Source organism: Kocuria rosea subsp. polaris, assembly GCF_001483755.1.
GTDB classification, from domain to species: domain Bacteria; phylum Actinomycetota; class Actinomycetes; order Actinomycetales; family Micrococcaceae; genus Kocuria; species Kocuria cellulosilytica.
Genome location: NZ_LQBK01000006.1, coordinates 119574 through 137758, shown reverse-complemented (window position 1 = coordinate 137758; position 18185 = coordinate 119574). Strand labels below are relative to the sequence as shown.

16 protein-coding genes and 1 tRNA gene are annotated in these 18185 nt (G+C 70.4%); 1 reads left to right on the top strand and 16 read right to left on the bottom strand.

Features of this window, described 5'->3' with window-relative positions:
* Positions 1–77: 77 nt before the first annotated feature.
* From AVL61_RS06190 to rpsB, 9 genes are all read right to left on the bottom strand, one after another.
* Positions 78–347 (bottom strand): GlsB/YeaQ/YmgE family stress response membrane protein, encoded by a 270-nt coding sequence (locus tag AVL61_RS06190; protein ID WP_058873483.1) that lies wholly within the window; start codon positions 345–347, stop codon positions 78–80.
* Between the two features lie 221 nt (positions 348–568).
* The gene (locus AVL61_RS06185; RefSeq protein WP_058873482.1) at positions 569–2200 is read right to left on the bottom strand and encodes a solute symporter family protein; all 1632 of its coding nucleotides are present in this window, start codon (positions 2198–2200) and stop codon (positions 569–571) included.
* A 3-nt stretch (positions 2201–2203) separates the two neighbouring features.
* Positions 2204–2584 carry a DUF485 domain-containing protein gene (locus tag AVL61_RS06180; protein ID WP_058873481.1) on the bottom strand — a complete coding sequence of 127 codons (381 nt, stop codon included), beginning with the start codon at positions 2582–2584 and terminating at the stop codon, positions 2204–2206.
* A gap of 164 nt (positions 2585–2748) precedes the next feature.
* Entirely contained in the window at positions 2749–3387 is a 639-nt protein-coding gene (locus AVL61_RS06175; RefSeq protein ID WP_058873480.1) for a DivIVA domain-containing protein, read from the bottom strand.
* Between the two features lie 25 nt (positions 3388–3412).
* Entirely contained in the window at positions 3413–4360 is a 948-nt protein-coding gene (locus AVL61_RS06170) for a phosphatidate cytidylyltransferase (protein WP_058873479.1), read from the bottom strand.
* Complete coding sequence (gene frr / locus AVL61_RS06165) at positions 4360–4917, bottom strand: ribosome recycling factor (protein WP_058873478.1); 558 nt, start codon at positions 4915–4917, stop codon at positions 4360–4362. Before frr ends, AVL61_RS06170 begins: the two co-directional genes overlap by 1 nt.
* Positions 4918–5043: 126 nt before the next feature.
* Complete coding sequence (gene pyrH / locus AVL61_RS06160) at positions 5044–5817, bottom strand: UMP kinase (protein ID WP_231738297.1); 774 nt, start codon at positions 5815–5817, stop codon at positions 5044–5046.
* Between the two features lie 227 nt (positions 5818–6044).
* A complete protein-coding gene (tsf, locus tag AVL61_RS06155; RefSeq protein ID WP_058873477.1) occupies positions 6045–6875 on the bottom strand; it encodes a translation elongation factor Ts in 831 nt (276 codons plus the stop codon).
* 111 nt (positions 6876–6986) lie between these two features.
* A complete protein-coding gene (rpsB, locus tag AVL61_RS06150; protein ID WP_058873476.1) occupies positions 6987–7895 on the bottom strand; it encodes a 30S ribosomal protein S2 in 909 nt (302 codons plus the stop codon).
* A gap of 439 nt (positions 7896–8334) precedes the next feature.
* Between rpsB and AVL61_RS06145 the strand changes: the two genes are divergently transcribed.
* Positions 8335–8979 (top strand): M23 family metallopeptidase, encoded by a 645-nt coding sequence (locus tag AVL61_RS06145; RefSeq protein ID WP_082697003.1) that lies wholly within the window; start codon positions 8335–8337, stop codon positions 8977–8979.
* Here AVL61_RS06145 and AVL61_RS06140 read toward each other — a convergent pair.
* From AVL61_RS06140 to AVL61_RS06110, 7 genes are all read right to left on the bottom strand, one after another.
* Positions 8901–9170: a hypothetical protein gene (locus AVL61_RS06140; RefSeq protein ID WP_058873475.1), complete on the bottom strand. Its 270-nt coding sequence runs from the start codon at positions 9168–9170 to the stop codon at positions 8901–8903. The two genes, AVL61_RS06145 and AVL61_RS06140, sit on opposite strands and share 79 nt — an antisense overlap.
* 138 nt (positions 9171–9308) lie before the next feature.
* A tRNA-Ile gene (locus tag AVL61_RS06135) sits at positions 9309–9382 on the bottom strand.
* Between the two features lie 33 nt (positions 9383–9415).
* On the bottom strand, positions 9416–10669 hold the full coding sequence (locus tag AVL61_RS06130) for a glycosyltransferase (protein ID WP_058873474.1): 1254 nt from the start codon (positions 10667–10669) through the stop codon (positions 9416–9418).
* A complete protein-coding gene (locus AVL61_RS06125; RefSeq protein ID WP_231738295.1) occupies positions 10666–11658 on the bottom strand; it encodes a DMT family transporter in 993 nt (330 codons plus the stop codon). Before AVL61_RS06125 ends, AVL61_RS06130 begins: the two co-directional genes overlap by 4 nt.
* Positions 11659–11824: 166 nt before the next feature.
* Positions 11825–12679 carry a phage holin family protein gene (locus AVL61_RS06120; protein ID WP_058873473.1) on the bottom strand — a complete coding sequence of 285 codons (855 nt, stop codon included), beginning with the start codon at positions 12677–12679 and terminating at the stop codon, positions 11825–11827.
* Between the two features lie 167 nt (positions 12680–12846).
* Positions 12847–13299 (bottom strand): hypothetical protein, encoded by a 453-nt coding sequence (locus tag AVL61_RS17805; RefSeq protein ID WP_058873472.1) that lies wholly within the window; start codon positions 13297–13299, stop codon positions 12847–12849.
* A gap of 201 nt (positions 13300–13500) precedes the next feature.
* A complete protein-coding gene (locus tag AVL61_RS06110; RefSeq protein WP_231738294.1) occupies positions 13501–17880 on the bottom strand; it encodes a Pls/PosA family non-ribosomal peptide synthetase in 4380 nt (1459 codons plus the stop codon).
* Positions 17881–18185 lie beyond the last annotated feature (305 nt).

The following is an 18185-nucleotide window of genomic DNA, read 5'->3' as shown; positions in this document are numbered from 1 at the left end:
CCGCCCCGGGCACGGACGCCACGAGGCCCCGTCCACCGGGAACGGTGGACGGGGCCTCGTGGACCGGTGGGGCCGGGTCAGTGCGTGCGGCCCTTGCGGCCGGTGACCGCGCCCCAGATGAAGAGCACGATGAGCGCTCCCACGACGGCCGTGATGATGGTGCCGATGTCGAACACGGACTCCAGGTCGCCGATGCCGATCAGCGACCCCAGGAAGCCTCCGAGGAGGGCTCCGACGATGCCGAGGACCATGGTGACGAGAATGCCGCCGCCCTGGTTGCCCGGCATGATCAGCTTGGCGAGAGCACCGGCGATGAGGCCGAGGACGATCCAGCTGATGATTCCCATGATTGCTCCTTATCCGTCCCGGGAGGGACTTTCATTGTAAGCAACCGGCGAGTTCCCCAGGAATACCCTGAGCCGGCTTCGTCGCCAACCCTAGCGGACGCTCAGCCTCCTGTCCTTTTACTTCAGTGAATTCGTGGGTGTCCGCCGGACACGGACCGGCCCGCCGGAAGCCGGGGCTTCAGGCGGGCCGGGGATCGTCCCAGGTGGGAGCGGAGATCGCGTCAGTGCGCGACGGGCTTCTCCGCACCGATGCCTGTGAGGGAGCGCACCTCCATCTCGGACTGCTTGACCGGGTCCTCGAGACGGCGCTCCGTCATGGAGCCGATGAAGCCGAGGAGGAAGGAGGCCGGGATCGAGACGATGCCCGGGTTCTGCAGCGGGAACCACGCGAAGTCGGCGGTCGGGATCATCGACGTCTCGGTGCCGGACATGACCGGGGAGAAGACGATGAGGCCCACGGAGATGATCAGGCCGCCGTACATGGACCAGACCGCGCCGCGGGTGGTGAAGCGGCGCCAGTACAGGGAGTACAGGATGGTCGGCAGGTTCGCCGAGGCCGCGACCGCGAAGGCGAGCGCCACGAGGAACGCGACGTTCTGGCCCTGCGCGCCGATGCCGCCCGCGATGGAGACGAGGCCGATGACCACCACGGTGGTCTTGGCGACCTTCAGCTCCTTGCGGGGGTCCGAGTCGCCCTTCTTGATGACGCTGGTGTAGATGTCGTGCGCGAAGGACGCCGAGGCGGTGATGGCCAGGCCGGCGACGACCGCGAGGATCGTGGCGAAGGCCACGGCCGCGATGATGCCCATCAGCAGCGAGCCGCCGAGCTCGAACGCCAGCAGCGGGGCCGCGGAGTTCACGCCGCCGGGGGCCGCCTGGATCCGCTCGGCGCCGATGAGGGCCGCCGCGCCGAAGCCCAGGATCAGGGTGAAGAGGTAGAACAGGCCGATCAGCGAGATGGCCCAGACCACGGAGGTGCGGGCCTCCTTGGCGGTCGGCACCGTGTAGAAGCGCATCAGCACGTGGGGCAGGCCCGCGGCGCCGAAGACGAGGGCCAGGCCCAGGGAGATGAAGTCCAGCTTGCTGGTCTCGCTCACGCCGTACTTCAGGCCCGGCTCGAGGATGGCCGGGTTGCCGGAGACGGCGACCGCGTCACCGAGCAGGGACGAGAAGTTGAAGCCGTACAGCGCCAGGATCCAGACGGTCATGACCGCCACGCCCGTGACCAGGAGCACGGCCTTGATGATCTGCACGTAGGTGGTGCCCTTCATCCCGCCCACGAGGACGTAGACGATCATGAGCACGCCCACGACCACGATGACGAGCGACTGCCCGGCCTTCGAACCGATGCCCAGCAGCAGGGACACCAGCGCACCGGCGCCGGCCATCTGCGCCAGCAGGTAGAAGGCGGACACGGCGAGGGTGGAGATGGACGCCGCCACGCGCACGGGGCGCTGGCGCAGCCGGAAGGACAGCACGTCCGCCATCGTGAACTTGCCGGTGTTGCGCAGGAGCTCCGCGATCAGCAGCAGCGCCACGAGCCAGGCCACGAGGAAGCCGATCGAGTACAGGAACCCGTCGTAGCCCTGGATGGCGATCGCGCCCACGATGCCCAGGAAGGACGCTGCCGAGAGGTAGTCGCCGGCGATGGCCAGGCCGTTCTGGGTGCCGCTGAAGCCGCGGCCGCCGGCGTAGTAGTCGGCCGCCGTGGCCGTGGACTTCGAGGCCCGCAGGACGATGACCATCGTGACGACGACGAACGCGCCGAAGATGGAGATGTTGATCCAGGGCGTGCCGACCGTCTCCGTGGTGCCGGCCGCCATGGGCACGAGCGCGGAGTGCAGAGGATTCATCGATCAGTTCTCCTGTCCGTGGGCGCCGCCGGGGAGGTCGAGAGCGGGCTCGAGGCGCTCCCGGATGGCCGTGGCTTTCGGGTCCAGCTTGCGGTTGGCGAAGGACACGTAGGCGCCCGTGATCGCGAAGGTCGTGACGAACTGGAGCAGGCCCAGGACGACGCCGAGGTTGACGTTGCCGATGACCTGGATGGCGAACAGCTGCGGCACGTACATGGCGAGCACCACGTACAGCAAGTACCAGACCAGGAACACGACGGCGAGCGGGAAGACGAAACCGCGGTGGGCTTTCCGCAGCTCCTGGAACTCTGGCGACCGCTGGGCCGCGGGGAAGTCGACGTCGGCGACGAGGTCGTCGGCGTCGATGGGTGGCTGGTTGGCCATGGGCTACCTCCTCATGTGATGTGGCCCACACTAGGCCGTTGTATGCACAGGAGCAAGACGCTACGCCCAAAAGTTCCTATTCAGCGGCAAAACATGACATGCATCGGCGTTTCTGGACGTTGCCTGGTCCAGCATGTATACACAGGACCGCTGGACGGCTCGGTTCAGCGGACGGCCAGGAGCAGCTGGACGGCGCGGTCCAGGAAGGCGTCCACCTGCTGCTCCTCGTAGCTGCGCTCGCCCTGCGCGGGCGGGAAGACGGCCCGCCGCAGCTCGGCCGGCTCCAGGGGGGCCGCGCCCGCGAGCCGGGCGCCGAGGCGCTCGCACAGGACGTCCACGTGCGCCGCGGAGTAGCCCTGGGCCCGGGGCCGGGAGGGGCGCCGGAAGCGCTGGGTGCGCGGGCGGTCGAGGCGGTTCCGGAGCAGCCGCGCCAGGGAGTCGACGTGCTCCTGCCAGGCCTCGGGGCCCCGGGCGCGCAGGCACTGCTCGCGCTCCGCCGCGGCGAGCGCGTCCTCGGCGGCCTCCAGGAGCTCGTCCACGGCCTCCGGCCGGTAGCCGCCCCGGGCGGCGGCGAAGACGACCGCGCGGACCTGGGTGCTCGTCAGGGCCCGGGGATCCTCTCCGGCGGCGGGCCCGTCCGGGGCGGACCCATCCGGGGCGAACCCGTCCGGGGCGAACCCGAGGGCCGCTCGCACGCCGGCCAGGACGTCGTCGACCTGCTCGACGTCGTAGCCCCGTTCGGCCGGGCTGCACCGGGGGATGCGGGCGGTGGGAGGCCGGGCTCCCGGGGGTTCGGAGGGCATGTGCTGCGGGTCCTGGATGCCCGGCTCAGGCGCCCGCGGCGAACAGCTCGAAGAGCAGGTACCCGGCGGGAACGGCGAAGAGGATGGAGTCGATCCGGTCCATCACTCCCCCGTGGCCGGGCAGCAGGGTGCCCATGTCCTTGATCCCCAGCTCCCGCTTGACCATGGACTCGGAGAAGTCGCCGAGGGTGGCCGCCAGGACGAGGACCGCGGCCAGCACGGCGCCCTCCCACCAGGCGTGGTCGAGCAGCAGGACGGCGCACAGCACGCCGATGACCACCGAGCCGCCGAGCGAACCGGCGAAGCCCTCCCAGGACTTCTTGGGACTGATCCGCGGCGCCATGGGGTGGCGGCCCCAGACCACTCCCACGGCGTAGCCGCACGTGTCGGAGCCGATGGCCAGCAGGATCACGGTGAGCACCTTCAGCGGGCCCGCCTCGGTGTGGTAGAGCAGCAGGGCGATGCTGAGCAGGAAGCCCACCCACACCAGGGCGAAGACCGAGCCCATGATCGACAGGACCATGCCGTCCCGGTCCCCCAGGGCCCGCCACACGATGACGAGCGTCAGTCCCACGATCACGGCCATCATGAGCGCCTCGCCCCCGCCGGCGAAGGCGGCGACCGGCATCAGCACGCCCGCCGTCACCGCCGGCACGCGCGGGATCGCGATGTCGCGGTAGCGCAGCGACCGGCCGACCTCCCAGACCCCGATCCCCGCGGCCGTCCCGGCGAAGAGCGCCAGGACGAGGGGCTGGACGAACAGCCCGACGAGGAGGGTCCCGATGAGTACCGCGGCGACGCCCACGGCCGCCGGCAGGTTCCGCCCGGCGCGGGAGGGCGCGGTGTGCCGGCGCCCCGGGGCCGGCACGGCGCCGTCCGGGACGGGCTCGGCCCGGGTCCGCGAGGAGAAGGCCCCCCCGGCGGTGCCGGGGGAAGCCTTCGTCTCCTGGTGCGGTCGTCGCTGGTGCGGCATCAGACCTGCAGCAGCTCGGCTTCCTTGTTCTTGAGCATCTCGTCGATCTGGTCGATGTGCTTCTTGGTCGAGGCGTCGAGGTCCTTCTCGGCGCGCTTGCCCTCGTCCTCGCCGATGTCGCCGTCCTTGACGGCCTTCTCGATCAGGTCCTTGGCGTGCCGGCGGATGTTCCGCACGGAGACGCGCGCCTCCTCGGCCTTGTGCCCCACGACCTTGACGTACTCCTTGCGCCGCTCCTGCGTCAGCTCCGGCATGACCACCCGGATGACGTTGCCGTCGTTGGCGGGGTTCGCCCCGATGTCCGAGTTGCGCAGCGCCTTCTCGATGTCGTTCAGGGCGGAGCGGTCGTACGGCGTGATGAGCAGGGTGCGGGCCTCGGGGTTCTGGAAGGAGGCCAGCTGCTGGAGCGGGGTGGGAGTGCCGTAGTACTCGACCAGCACGCCCGAGAAGAGGGAGGGGTTGGCCCGGCCCGTGCGGACCGCGGCGAAGTCCTCCTTGGCGCCGTCCACGGCCTTGCCCATCTTGGTCTTCGCTTCGGACATGGTCTCTGAGATCACGTAGGGGCTCCTTCGTCGTGTCGCACGGAGTCCTCCGCGCGGGGTCGGTCCGGCCGGTCGCTGCGCGGTGACCGCGCGGCCCGGCCGTGCTGGCCCCAGTCTAACCGGGGGCCGTCCCGCACCGGCTCACGCGGTGACGAGGGTGCCGATCTGCTCCCCGAGGATGGCGCGGGTGACGTTGCCCTCGCCCTCCATGCCGAACACGCGCATCGTCACGTCGTTGTCGCGGCACAGGCTGAAGGCGGTCTGGTCCATGACCCGGATGTCGCGGGCCAGGGCTTCGCCGTAGGTGAGGGTGGACAGCCGCTGGGCGTCCGGGTTCGTGCGGGGGTCCGCGGTGTAGACGCCGTCCACCCCGTTCTTCGCCATGAGCACCTCGTCCGCGTGCACCTCGAGGGCGCGCTGGGCGGCGACGGTGTCGGTCGAGAAGTAGGGCAGCCCGGCGCCGGCGCCGAAGATCACGACGCGGTCCTTCTCCATGTGGCGGATGGCCCGGCGGGGGATGTAGACCTCGGCCACCTGCTCCATCTTGATCGCGGACTGCACCCGGGTGTCCACTCCGCACTGCTCGAGGAAGTCCTGCAGCGCCAGGCAGTTCATGACGGTGCCGAGCATCCCCATGTAGTCCGCCCGGGACCGGTCCATGCCGGCCTGGGAGAGCTCCGCGCCGCGGAAGAAGTTGCCGCCCCCCACCACGACGGCGGTCTCGACCTGGCCCACGGTGGCGGCGATCTGCTCGGCGATGTCGCGGACCACGCGCGTGTCCACCCCGATGGAGCCGCCGCCGAACACCTCGCCCGAGAGCTTGAGGAGCACCCGGCGGCGGGTGGGGGCGACCCGGGGGTCCCTGCTCAGGCGCAGGGCCTCGTCCTTGATCTCGGAGGCAGAAGTGGTGGGCATGGTTCCTCCCGGCGACGACGGAGCTGCGTGGACGGCTCGACCCCGCGAGGGTGCAGCTGGCTCGGGGCCGGGCCTCCCTCAGCATACAGAACGCGTCCGCCCGCCGACGTCGCCCCGGGGGGCACTGGGAGCGTCGCCGCAGGTCGGAGCGGGAACGACGAAGGAGGCGCCCCTGCGGTGCAGGGGCGCCTCCTCGGCTCGGGCGCGGGGCGCCCTGACGGGACCGGTCAGGCGCCGACGCGGAAGCGGGCGAAGGCCGTGGCGGTCGCGCCGGCCTCCTCGAGCACCTTGCCGACGGTCTTCTTCGAGTCCTTGGCGAAGTCCTGGTCGAGCAGGACGACGTCCTTGAAGTAGCCCTTGAGCCGGCCGTTGATGATGTTCGGCAGGATCTTCTCCGGCTTGCCCTCGGCGCGGGCGGTCTCCTCGGCCACGCGCTTCTCCGACTCGACGGTCTCGGCGGGCACGTCCTCCTGGGAGAGGAACGTCGGGGACAGCGCGGCGATGTGCACGGCGACGTCGTGGGCGACCTGGCCCGCGTCGGCGCCGGCGACGGCCAGCAGCACGCCGACCTGGGCCGGGAGGTCCTTGGAGGTCTTGTGCAGGTAGACGGCCACGTTCTCGCCCTCGACCCGGGCGATGCGGCGGACGACGACCTTCTCGCCGAGCAGCGCACCGGTCTCGGTGACGAGCTCGGAGACGGCCTTGCCGTCGACCTGGGCGTCCAGGAGGGCCTCGAGCGTGGTGGCGTCGGCGGCCACGGCGGCGTCGAGCACCTTGTTGCCGAACTCGACGAACGGGGCGGACTTCGCCACGAAGTCGGTCTCGGAGTTGACCTCGACCATGTACCCGACGGTGCCCTCGACGCGCGCGGCGACGAGGCCCTCGGCCGTGGCCCGGCCCTCGCGCTTGGTGACGCCCTTGAGGCCCTTGACGCGGATGATCTCCTGGGCCTTCTGGAGGTCGCCGTCGGCCTCGTCGAGCGCCTTCTTGACGTCGAGCATGCCCGCGCCGGTGCGCTCGCGCAGGGCCTTGATCTCAGCGGCGGTGTAGTTCGCCATGGAAACTCCTCACGTAGTCGGTGGTGCCGGCCGGGACGGGCGCGTGCCCGTCCCGGCCGGCCCCGGGCGGGGACGGCGCCCCGACCGGGGGGAACGAACGGTGGACGGAGACTACTCGGCGGCGGTCTCGGTCTCGGCCGGGGCGGCGGCCTCGGCGGGGGCCTCGGTCGCGGCGGCGGTCTCGGCGGGAGCGGCGGTCTCGGCGGGAGCGGCGGTCTCGGCCGGGGCCTCGGCCGCGGCGGTCTGCTCGGCGGCGTGCTGCTCGAGCAGCTCGCGCTCCCACTCGGCCATCGGCTCGGCGGCCTGGTCGGCGCCGCCGGACTTCTTGTTGTGGCGCTCCATGAGGCCCTCGGCCACGGCGTCGGCGATCACGCGGGTCAGCAGGTTGACGGAGCGGATGGCGTCGTCGTTGCCCGGGATCGGGAAGGCGACCTCGTCGGGGTCGCAGTTGGTGTCGAGGATCGCGACGACGGGGATGCCCAGCTTCTGGGCCTCGTCCACCGCGAGGTGCTCCTTCTTGGTGTCCACGATCCAGATCAGGGACGGGGCCTTGGTCAGGTTGCGGATGCCGCCGAGGGTACGCTCCAGCTTCTCCTTCTCACGGCGCAGGAGCAGGAGCTCCTTCTTCGTGTACTGCGAGCCGGCGACGTCGTCGAAGTCGATCTCCTCGAGCTCCTTCATGCGCTCGATGCGCTTGGAGACCGTGGCGAAGTTGGTGAGCATGCCGCCGAGCCAGCGGTGGTTCACGTAGGGCATGCCCACGCGGGTGGCCTGCTCGGCGATGGCCTCCTGAGCCTGCTTCTTGGTGCCGACGAAGAGGATGGTGCCGCCGTGGGCCACGGTGGTCTTCACGGCCTCGTAGGCGCGGTCGATGAAGGACAGCGACTGCTGGAGGTCGATGATGTAGATGCCGTTGCGCTCGGTGAAGATGAAGCGCTTCATCTTCGGGTTCCAGCGGCGGGTCTGGTGGCCGAAGTGCACGCCGCTGTCGAGGAGCTGGCGCATGGTAACGACAGACATGTCGTCTCCTTGTTCTCGTGCGGGAGGGCGTGCGACGACGCCCGGCCCGCGGGTACGGTTCTCGGCTGCGTCCGGCGGACGAGCCCCTGGCACAGCGGTGGGCGGACCCTGCGGGTCCGTCTCCCGACCGCCGTGCCGCACCCCGCCGGGACGGGGAACGCGGACCGGGGCGGCCGGGCCGGGACGGGAGGTCCCGGCGGCGCTGCGCGCGAAGTCAGCTGCTCGCCACCGCGCCGCCGGCTCCGGCGTCGGGGCCGGGTCCGGGAAGGTCGCGAAGGCACGCCACGGAGGGCGCGGCAGAGCACACTGCGGGCCCAAGTGTACTACAGGGCCTCGTCCGTCCTGCACATCCCCGGGGGGCGGCGAACGCGCTCGGGACGCATCCACAGCACGGGGCCGGAGCCGCCCGCCGCCCGGGGCGCGGCCCGACAGTGGGAGCATGCTCCTCCGACGCGACCGGCTCCTCCGGGCCTCCCGCCCCGCGCGCCCGGGACACCCCTGGACGGTGCGGGCCGCGGCGCTGGGGCTCGTGCTCGCCCTCGGGGCCGCCGCCCCCTCCCCCGGCTCGGCGGCGCCGGGGTGGACGTGGCCGCTGGCGCCGCGACCGGCCGTGGTGGGCGACTGGGTCCCGCCCGCCCAGCGGTGGGCGCGGGGTCACCGGGGAGTGGACCTCGGGGCCGCCCCGGGCGCGACCGTGCGCGCCCCCGCGGCGGGGACGGTGAGCTTCGTGGGGTTCGTGGTGGACCGGCCCGTGCTGACGCTCGACCACGGCCGGGGCGTGCGCTCGAGCTTCGAGCCCGTCGAGTCGGACCTCGCCGCCGGGGACCGGGTGCGCCGCGGGCAGGCGGTGGGCGTGCTGAGCGGCCGCGACCACTGCGGTGCGGGCACCTGTCTGCACTGGGGCGTGCGCCGGGACGGCGACTACGTCAATCCGCTCGGGTTCGTCGGCGCGCTCGGCCCGTCGGTGCTGCTGCCCGTGCCCGAGGAGCGGCGGCGGGCGGCCGCTCAGCCCTCGCCGCCCTGCACGTCCTCGACGCCCTGCTCGACCTCCTGCTGGAGCTGGTCGGCGCCCTCCTGCAGCTGACCGGCGCCCTCCTCCACCTCCTGCTGGACCTGGTCGGCCCCCTCCTGGAGCTGGTCGGCGCCCTGCTCGAGCTCCTGCTGGACCTGGTCGGCGCCCTGCTCGACGTCCTCGGCGGTCGTGTCGCAGCCGGTCAGCGCGGCGGCCCCCAGGGCGGCGACGGACAGGAGGCTCCACGTCGTGCGGCGGCTCATCTCGGGGTCCTTACGGTGGGCGGAACTCGGATCGGACCACCAGTGCACCACATCCGCGGCGGACGCGCACCCGGTGGCGGCGTGGTCCGGCGGGAGCGTCCCCGCCACCGGGAGGGCAACGGTGACAGGGACGGGGAGTAGGGCCGGTGGGGCTTGAACCCACGACCGAAGGATTATGAGTCCTCTGCTCTGACCAGCTGAGCTACGGCCCCGCGCCGGGCCGGGCCCGGCGGCGCAGCACCACGTTACCGCACGAGCGAGGCGAGCCGGCTGCGCAGCCGCCCCGGGCCTGCGGCGCGGGCGCGCACCGGTTCCGGGTGCTGCCCGCGGTAGAGCCGCAGGAACGTCTCGAGGGTCCGCGGGAAGCTGTGCTGGGCGACCTTGCGGCGGCTCTCCCGGCCCATCCGTGCGCGCTCCTCGGGCGGGGCGCCCAGGACGAGGGCGAGCTTGCGCGCCAGGTCCTGCGCGTCGCCGGGGGCGAAGAGCCAGCCGTTGACCCCGTCCTCGGCCAGGTGCGGCAGGGCCCGCGCGTTCGCCAGGACGACGGGCCGCGACGCCGCCATGGCCTCGAGCGTCACCAGGGACTGCAGCTCCGCGGTGCCCGGCTGGCAGAACACGTCCGCCCGGAGGTAGGCCGCGCGCAGCTCCTCGTCGGGAACGTAGCCCAGGAAGCGAACCCGCTGGGCGACCCCGAGGGCCCTCGCCAGCTTCTCGAGCGCGGACCGCTGCTCGCCGTCGCCCACGAGCTCCAGGTGGGCGTCGAGCTCGGCGGGCAGCAGCGAGAGGGCCTCGATGAGCACGTCGACGTTCTTCTCGACCGCCAGCCGGCCGGTGAACAGGACCGTCGGGGGCGCGCCCCGCTCCCGCTGCTCGCCGTCGTGGGCCTCGTAGTCGGCGATCCGGATCCCGTTGGACACGGCGAGCACGGTGCCGGGGAAGCCGTTGCGGCGCATGGTCTCGACCGCGAGCGGGGTGGGCGCGGTCACCACGTCGCAGGCGCCGAACACCCGCACCATGTCCCGCCACGACACCGCGCGGTACCGGTCCAGCACCCACGCGGGGAACGGCAGGAACGGTTCCAGGTTCTCGGGCACGAAGTGGTTGGTGGCCACGGTGCGGATGCCCCGGCGCCGGGCCTCCCGCACCAGCATCCGGCCGATGATGTAGTGGTTCTGGACGTGGACGACGTCGGGGCGGACCTCGTCGAGCACCCGGCGGATCTCCCCGGCGACCTGCCACGGGAAGCACAGGCGGAAGTACGGGTGGGTGAACGCCCGGTGGGAGCGCAGGCGGTGCTCCAGCACGCCGTCGTCCTCCGCCCGGCAGGACGGCCCCGGCTCGGGGCGGGCGCACAGCACGTGCACCCGGTGGCCCCGCTCGTGCAGGCCGCGGGCGAGACGGTGGCCGAACTGCGCGGCCCCGTTGACGTCCGGCGGATAGGTCTCGGCGCCCAGGAGGACGGTGAGGGGGCGGTCGGCGGTCGTGGTGTCGGCGCTCAAGCGTGTCTTCCCGGTCGGTCGTGTGCTGGGCGGTCGGGTGCTGCAGGATGCGGTGCCGGAGGGTGCGGGGCCGCGGGGCCCGGGGCGGGCTGTGCGGCGTCCCGCCGTGCGAGCTCGGCGCGGCGCTCGAGCACCTCCGGGTGGTGCTGCGAGAGCACGGCGACCCCGACTATAGCAACGGCGCCGGCCCCGGCCATGAGGACCCCGACCGGGACGGAGAAGCCGGGCGCCGCCTCTCCCAGGACCAGCAGTCCCAGGAGCACGCCCACCATCGGGTCGATCACGGTCAGCCCGGCGATCACGAGGTCCGGCGGCCCCGCCGCGAACGCCGTCTGCACGAACCACCCGCCCAGCACGGCCGCGAGCACCGCGGTGGCCACCGCCAGCCAGTTGACGTCGTCCAGGGGCGTCCCCGCGCTGCCCTGGATGCGGATGAGCGTCAGCCGCACCAGCACCGCCACGAAGCCGTAGAGGATGCCGGCCCCCACCACGTAGAAGGTCCCGCCCAGACGGCGGCCGAACATGGCCGCGGAGACCCCGAGGACACAGGTCAGCACCACGAGCATGACCACCACGGTGTGCTCGGCCCACTGCGAGATGCCCTGGGCGGGATCGGTCGCCGCCACCGCGCAGGTCACGAAGACCGCCCCGCCGGCGGTGCACAGACCTATGGCCGTCCAGGTCCGCCGGTTGATCCGCAGCCGGCGGTGCCGGGCGTGCAGCAGCGTGGTGATGACCAGGGCCACGACGCCGATCGGCTGGACCACCGTCACGGTGGCCAGCCCGAGCGCGGTGACGTTGAGGGCCGTGCCGGCGCCCAGCAGGCCCAGCCCGAGCAGCCAGCGGGGACGGCGCAGCAGGACCCCGATGCTGCGCAGGCCCAGCCGCCCGTGCGCGACGTCGGCCACGGCGCTGCCCTGCTGCTGCGTCCCCATGGCCAGGCACACGGCCGAGAGCAGCGCCAGGACCACGGCCAGCCACTGGCTCACGGGGCCCTCCGATCTGTCGTCACGCCCGGGAGTCTATCGAGCCGGCCCGCCCGTCCGGTCCGCAGCGCGTGGACGCCCGATGAACGCACGGAGAAGGCCCGGAAGCCTGTGGCTTCCGGGCCTTCGACCGGTGCGATCGTCCACGGGCGGCCCGTGGACGGCGACGTCACCGGAACAGCTTGCGCAGGAAGACGACGAACGCGCTCCCCGCCACGGCCAGCACCGTGAGCGGCTGCCACCGCTCGCCGATCCCGGCCTGCCCGGCGCCGGCCCGCGAGCCGGACTTCGCCCCGCCCTGGGCGAGCAGGCCCTTGACGTCCTTCGGCGTGGCCTTCACGGTGCGGCTGGTGCGGTCCACGAAGCCCTTGGTGGTGGACTGAATGGTCTCCGCGCGGCCCTGGACGTCGTCGCGCAGCGTCTTGAGGTGCTCGCGGCGCAGCTTGAGCCGGTGCCGCAGCTGCTCCTCGGTGGGCGCCGGGGGCTTCTGCCGGGCCGGGTCCTGGGCGGCCTCGCGCTTCTCCTGCTCCTTGCGCTCGCGGGCCAGCTGCTCCTCGCGCTGGACGCGGCTCTCGGTGTAGGCGGACCCCTCCTTGACCACGCCGAGGTCGTACTTCGTCCCGAAGACCGCCTTGCGCGGCACGAGCGGCAGGGCCTTCTTGATGGTCGACACCCCGATGAGCGCCGCGACGGCCAGGATGATCAGGAACAGCACGGCGAGCAGCAGAGCGGCCAGCCAGGCGGGCATGACCTGCGCCAGCCCGGCGATCGCCGCACCGACGAGGGCGATCGTCGCCAGCAGCAGGAACACCAGGCCGACGACGACGAAGGCCGCTCCCTTGCCCAGCGTCTTCGCCTTCTCCGTGAGCTCGAGCTTGGCGAGCTGGGCCTCGTCCTTGAGCTGCTTGGGCAGCAGCCGGGCGAAGACCTTCACGACGTCGAGGATCGACGCCGATCCCGGATCGGAGTGCTCCGACCTGGTTCCTGACGTCCCGCCCGTGCTGGGGCCTACCGAATGACTCATGCCCGCCTCCGTTGATGATGTGAAAAGTACGTGGACTGAGCACCAAACTACCATCGGGGACGCCGGGGGCGGGCGAGCACCGGGCCGTGAAGCGGCCTGCGGCAACGCACGGGAGGGCCCGTCCGGAATCCCGGACGGGCCCTCCCGTCAGTGCGCCAGGACCGGTGTCAGTCCTTCTTGTCCCTCTTGTCCTTCTTGTCCTTGCCGTCGTGCTTGTCCTTGTTGTGGTCCTTGTCGCGGCCCTTGTCCTTGTCCCAGTGCCGGTCCTTGTCCTCGTCCTGCTCGAAGTAGACCTTCACGTACCGCTTGTCGCAGACCTTGTCCGACTTGCCGGTCCGGTCCACCTTCCGGGCGTCCTTGTAGTAGTCCCACCAGTCGCCGCCGTGGCACTTCTCCTTGGCCTTGGACGCCGCCTCCTTGAGAGTCTGGTCCTCATAGGTCTTCGACTTCCAGTGCCCGTGGTGCCGGTACTTGACGACGACATCCACCTCGCCGTTCTTGCGCTCGTCGTACCGACCGTGGCCCTTGTCGTCTTTCTTGTGCCGGTCGCCACCGCCGTCAGCGAGTGCCGGCGAGGCTCCCCCGAACAACAGTCCCGCCACCGCGACGCTGGCTACCATCTTTTCCAGAGTTTTCACTGTGTTCCCCCTTGGTGTATCTGGTGTGATGAGCGTAATTCGCTTCTGACAAGGGACTCAATAGCAAACGATGACGATCCGGGCGCGGTACGGTCACGCTTCGGCACTACTGCTCGGTGGACGCGGCAGTAGCTCTGAAGATGCCCGGACAAGGGGATCCGTCGCCACACGCACCGCGCGGTGTCACCGCGAACCGCCGGATGTCCGGGCCCGCTCGTGCCGACGGTACGGCGTTCCGTGCCGGCCCCGTCTCCGCGGCCCGACCAGGCGAAGCCGAGGCAGTCCCGTCCGCCGGGGAGCGGCGTGTCGGCCGGAGGACGTGGTGAGCTCAGGAGGGCGGGCGGTGGTGAATTCGCGGGCAGGATTGCCCCCGAACGACGAGAAGGAGGGGATCTCCGTGCCCTTCATGACGAACGTGTCGACTTCCACCACCGCGCCGTCCCCGACCGTGGCGCCGTAGTGGACGAAGGAGTTGGCTCCGAGCGTGCACCGCGCACCGACCGTCGTTCCCTCGACCTTGAACGCCCCGTCCTCCATGGAATGGCATTGCACGATCGACAGAACATTCAGTGTGCAGTCATCGCCGATGCTGACGAGCGTCCGTTCCGGAATGTAGCAACCGTCGTCCAGCACGCGCCGGCCCATCCGCACGCCCAGCAGACGCCAGATGAGCGGTTTGAACGGCGTGCCGTTGAACACCTCCAGGTAAGCCCTCGCGCTGAGCTTCCAGAACCGCTCCGTGCGCCAGAATGGTTCCTGGTAGATCGAGCAGAAGATCGGCCGGAGCCGGCGGAAGCCGAGCGAGGCCCGTTCCACCAGCACGAAGTAGGCGACGCTGAAGAGCAACATCCCCAGGAATGCCCCGGCGACCGCGAAAACGTCGAAGATGCTGTGCAGGGCGACGGCGTAGGAGGCGAGCAGCAGTCCTGCCGCAGCATAGATCCAACCCCGCAGCAGGAAGAACAGGATAGTCACCGCATTGTGCCGGTTCTTGGCTCGCAGCAGCGCGTGCAGCTCGGGTCCGGTCCCCTGCGCCCTGAAGTCGACGTCCCTGCGGACCGTGCGGGGGATCTCGAAGGCCGGTGAGCCCAGCAGTCCGACCCCTTCGCGGGCCGGACCGTCCACGGGGACCATGACCTTGGTGGCGTAGAGGCAGTTGTCGCCGGTCGCAGCGGTGGACGGATAGTAGATGTTGTTGCCCAGGAAGCTACGGGCTCCGATGGTCACGGGCGAGACCATGAACGAGCTGCCGGAGAAGTCCGCGTTCATGATCGCCAGTCCGTCGGCGATCATCGTCCCGCTGCCCGTGGTGACCAGGTACGGATTGTCCTGTTTTGTGGCCAGTCCGAAGTTCGAGCCCGTCTGCACCAGATCGGGCTGCTTGTAGCCGAGCAGGCGCACGTAGTGGACGATCAGCGAACTGTCTCCCGTCAGCCGCATGAAGAACTGCACGTTGGTCATCCGATCGATCGCTCGTTGCACTGCGTAGCGCCAGCTGTACAGCGGGTAGGCGCGCCCGGGCGTCAGGCACAGGTTGAGGACCCGGGGTACGACGGCGAGCGCGCCCACGGAGACCGTGAGCCCCACCAGGAGCAGAAGCAGCGTGAGCGCCAGGAGGTCGACGTAGAACCACGGACTGCCGTGGTCGAGGTGCTCGAGCCCGAGGTAGAAGGGAATGAGCAGGGCCAGCACGCCGAGGCCGATACCGGGTGTCAGTACGAGCCGGTAGAGAACGGCGGCGGTGCTGTAGACGACGCGCCGGCGCAGACCGCAGTCGGCCGGCGCAACGGTCCGGAAGTCCGTGTCGGTCGGCTGGGCCGGTGATCCGTGCCACCGCTGCCCCGAGGGCACCGTCTGTGACGCGTGCAAGGACGAGGCGTGGCCCAGCTGCGCCCCGTCTCCGAGAGCGGTGTGGATGTCCAGGACGGAGCCCTCGCCGACCAGTGCATCACGACCGAGGCGGACGGTGCCCGTCTGGATGAAGCCGTCATGGGCCCGGTAGCAGCTGATCAGCGCGTCCTTCCGCACCACGGCGTCATCATAGATCGTGAGCAGATCGGTGCACACCGGCACGAAACGGGAGAAGATCGCCGTCCGCCTGCCGACCTTGGCGCCCAGTGCCCTCAGGTAGAGCGGATAGACGGGGGTGCCGATGAACATCCGCATGGGCGTGGCACGGATGATGTTCTTGACGAGCCAGAACCGGAAGTACGCCAGGCTCCAGACGGGGAACTCCTGGACCGTCCAGCGCCCGACGAGCAACCACTTGGCCGCGATCGGGAACAGGCTCCACCCGACGAAGGACAGGGTCCCGAAGACGAAGGCACGCCAGAGGACGTCCGCGAGCCCCTGACCGCTGCTGGCGAAGAGGTAGCCCTCCAGGAGGACGAGGCTCGCCACGAACGTGGTCAGGACGAAGACCAGGGCCTGCAGCGTGCCGCACAGGATGTGCTGCGCGGCGCCGAGGGGCTCGGGACGCGGGGACCGGGCCGACGTGCTCTCGGCCGGAGCCTGGACGGGAACGGCTTCGAGCGTCTTCGCAAGCGCAGAGATCGTCGGGGCGGTGTAGAGGTCGCGCATCGCCGGCACGGGAACTCGCGCGTCCTTGCGCAGACGACCGGCGAACTGGGCCATGAGCATCGAGTTCGCGCCGAGATCCGTGAAGAAGTTCGCGGCCGCCGAGACCTTCTCGAGACGGAGCACGGAGGAGAGCGCTTCTGCGAGCACTTCTTCCGTCCCGGACGAAGGAGCGACGTACTCGTCGTCGACGCCCGTCGTGCGATGCCCCCGGGGGGCCGGAAGGCTCTTCCGGTCGGCCTTGTCGCTGGGCAGCGTCGGAATGCGGTCGAGCCGCTCGAGGTACGCCGGCACCATGTAACCGGGCAGGCGTTCACGGAGCTGTCCGCGGATCTCCTGGTCCTGGAGGTCCGCCCCGTCGTGGCGAACGGTGTAGTACCCCACGAGCTCGACGAATCCAGGCTCCGGTTCGTACGTGTTGACCACGGCCTGGGCGATCCCCGGGACGCGGAGGAGGACGGATTCGATCTCGCTCAGCTCGATGCGGTAGCCCCGCACCTTGACCTGGGTGTCGATGCGGCCGTGGTACTCGATGTCACCGTCCTCGGTGAACCTGCCCAGATCCCCGGTCCGGTAGATCCGTCCCGACGGGTTCTCGGGAATCCCGATGAAGTCGGGGATGAACGCCTTGGCCGTGAGATCGTCCCTGTTGACATACCCCTTGGCGAGGCCGATGCCCGCCAGCCCGATCTCGCCGAGTTCACCGCGAGGAAGGACCCGGGGACTTTCCGGATCGAGGATGACGGCGGAGTAGGTCGGCAGGGGCTCCCCCAGGGTGACCGGCCGATCGGGATGGGCCACAGCCATGGTGGCCGTGACGGTCGCCTCCGTCGGGCCGTAGACGTTGAGGAAGCGACGGCCGGGCCGGTGCCAGCGGGCGATCAGGTCCCGCGGGCAGGCCTCTCCGGAGACCAGGAGGAAGCTCAGGTCGGGAAGGTCGTCCTCGATGGTCGACAGGAGTGTCGGGACACAGCACATCGCCGTCACCCGTTGCTCAGCCAGGAAATCGGCCAGCTCGGGACCGAGCAGTGCGGCACCACGTGGTTTCGGCACAAGTGTCGCCCCGGCCATCCACGGGACCCAGATCTCCTCGACGGAGAAGTCGAAGGCGATGGTCATGCCCTGGTAGACGCGGTGCTGCGGTCGGATCCCGTAGACGTCGGCGGCGACGCGGACGAAGTTGCAGATGCTGGCGTGCTCGATGGCCACCCCCTTGGGGCGGCCGGTGGAGCCCGAGGTGTAGATGATGTAGGCCAGATCGTCCTGACCCACGGTGCTCCGTCCGATCTGCACCCGTGCGGAATCCCGCCTGTCGATCTGCTCCTGCTCGCGGTCGAGGCACACGAGAAGGGCTGAGACATCGGGCACGACGGCTTCCAGGCCCGCCAGCGTGAGCACACGTGAGACGTCGGCGTCCTCGATGATGTAGGCGATCCGGTCCGGGGGGAATCCCGGATCCAGGGGCACGTACGCCGCGTGGATCTTCAGCACCGCGAGCATGGCCGTGTAGGCGGGCACGGCGTGGTCGAAGAGCAGCGCGATCCTGTCCCCCGGACCCGCCCCGAGCTCGAGAAGGTGGCGTGCCAGGCGGTTCGCCTGGGCATCGAGCTCGGAGTAGCTCAGACGCGTCTCGTCCGCATCCACGGCGAGGCAACTGTCCCGCCCCGCGTTCCCGAAGCGGTCGCAGACGGCTTCGAAAAGCTGCTCGAGCCGGGCCTCGCATCCACCGAGGACACTGCCGTCCCCCATGAAGGAAGTGAGAACGGGTCCGTCGTTCTGCGGGAGCAGGGTCGACATCGCCTGGTCACGGCGCTGTGGTCTGCTGTCGACGTTCGAACTCATGTGACTCCCCGAAGCACTGCAAAGAAAGCCGTGATGCAGGCATGGAAATGCTCGAGCACCATGGATTCGACCAAACTTTTGAAGTCTCCGGAATTCCCCTGCCGAAGTGGTCGAACGGAAATCAGAGTAACGCCGCCAATGCATGCAGTGGAGAGTTTTTCGCGATGTTTCTGCAGGTCAGATCGGTGCCAACGCAAATTGTCACGAACGAGGCGGGTGTCTCGGACCCTGATGGAAAACCGTCGGTAATGTTCGGGAATGTCTGGGCATCTCATGGGAGCGTGAATAAGGTCTGAGCCATGTCGAACGAGTGCGCTGACCGGCCGGTAATTCCGTCTGGATGTGATTCCAGGCTCTCACGGAACACGGCGCCGCCCGAGCACGGCCGGTCGTCGCATCCCATTCCTGTTGCACACGTCCGTCCGTCCCGGCGTCCACCCGGATGGGCG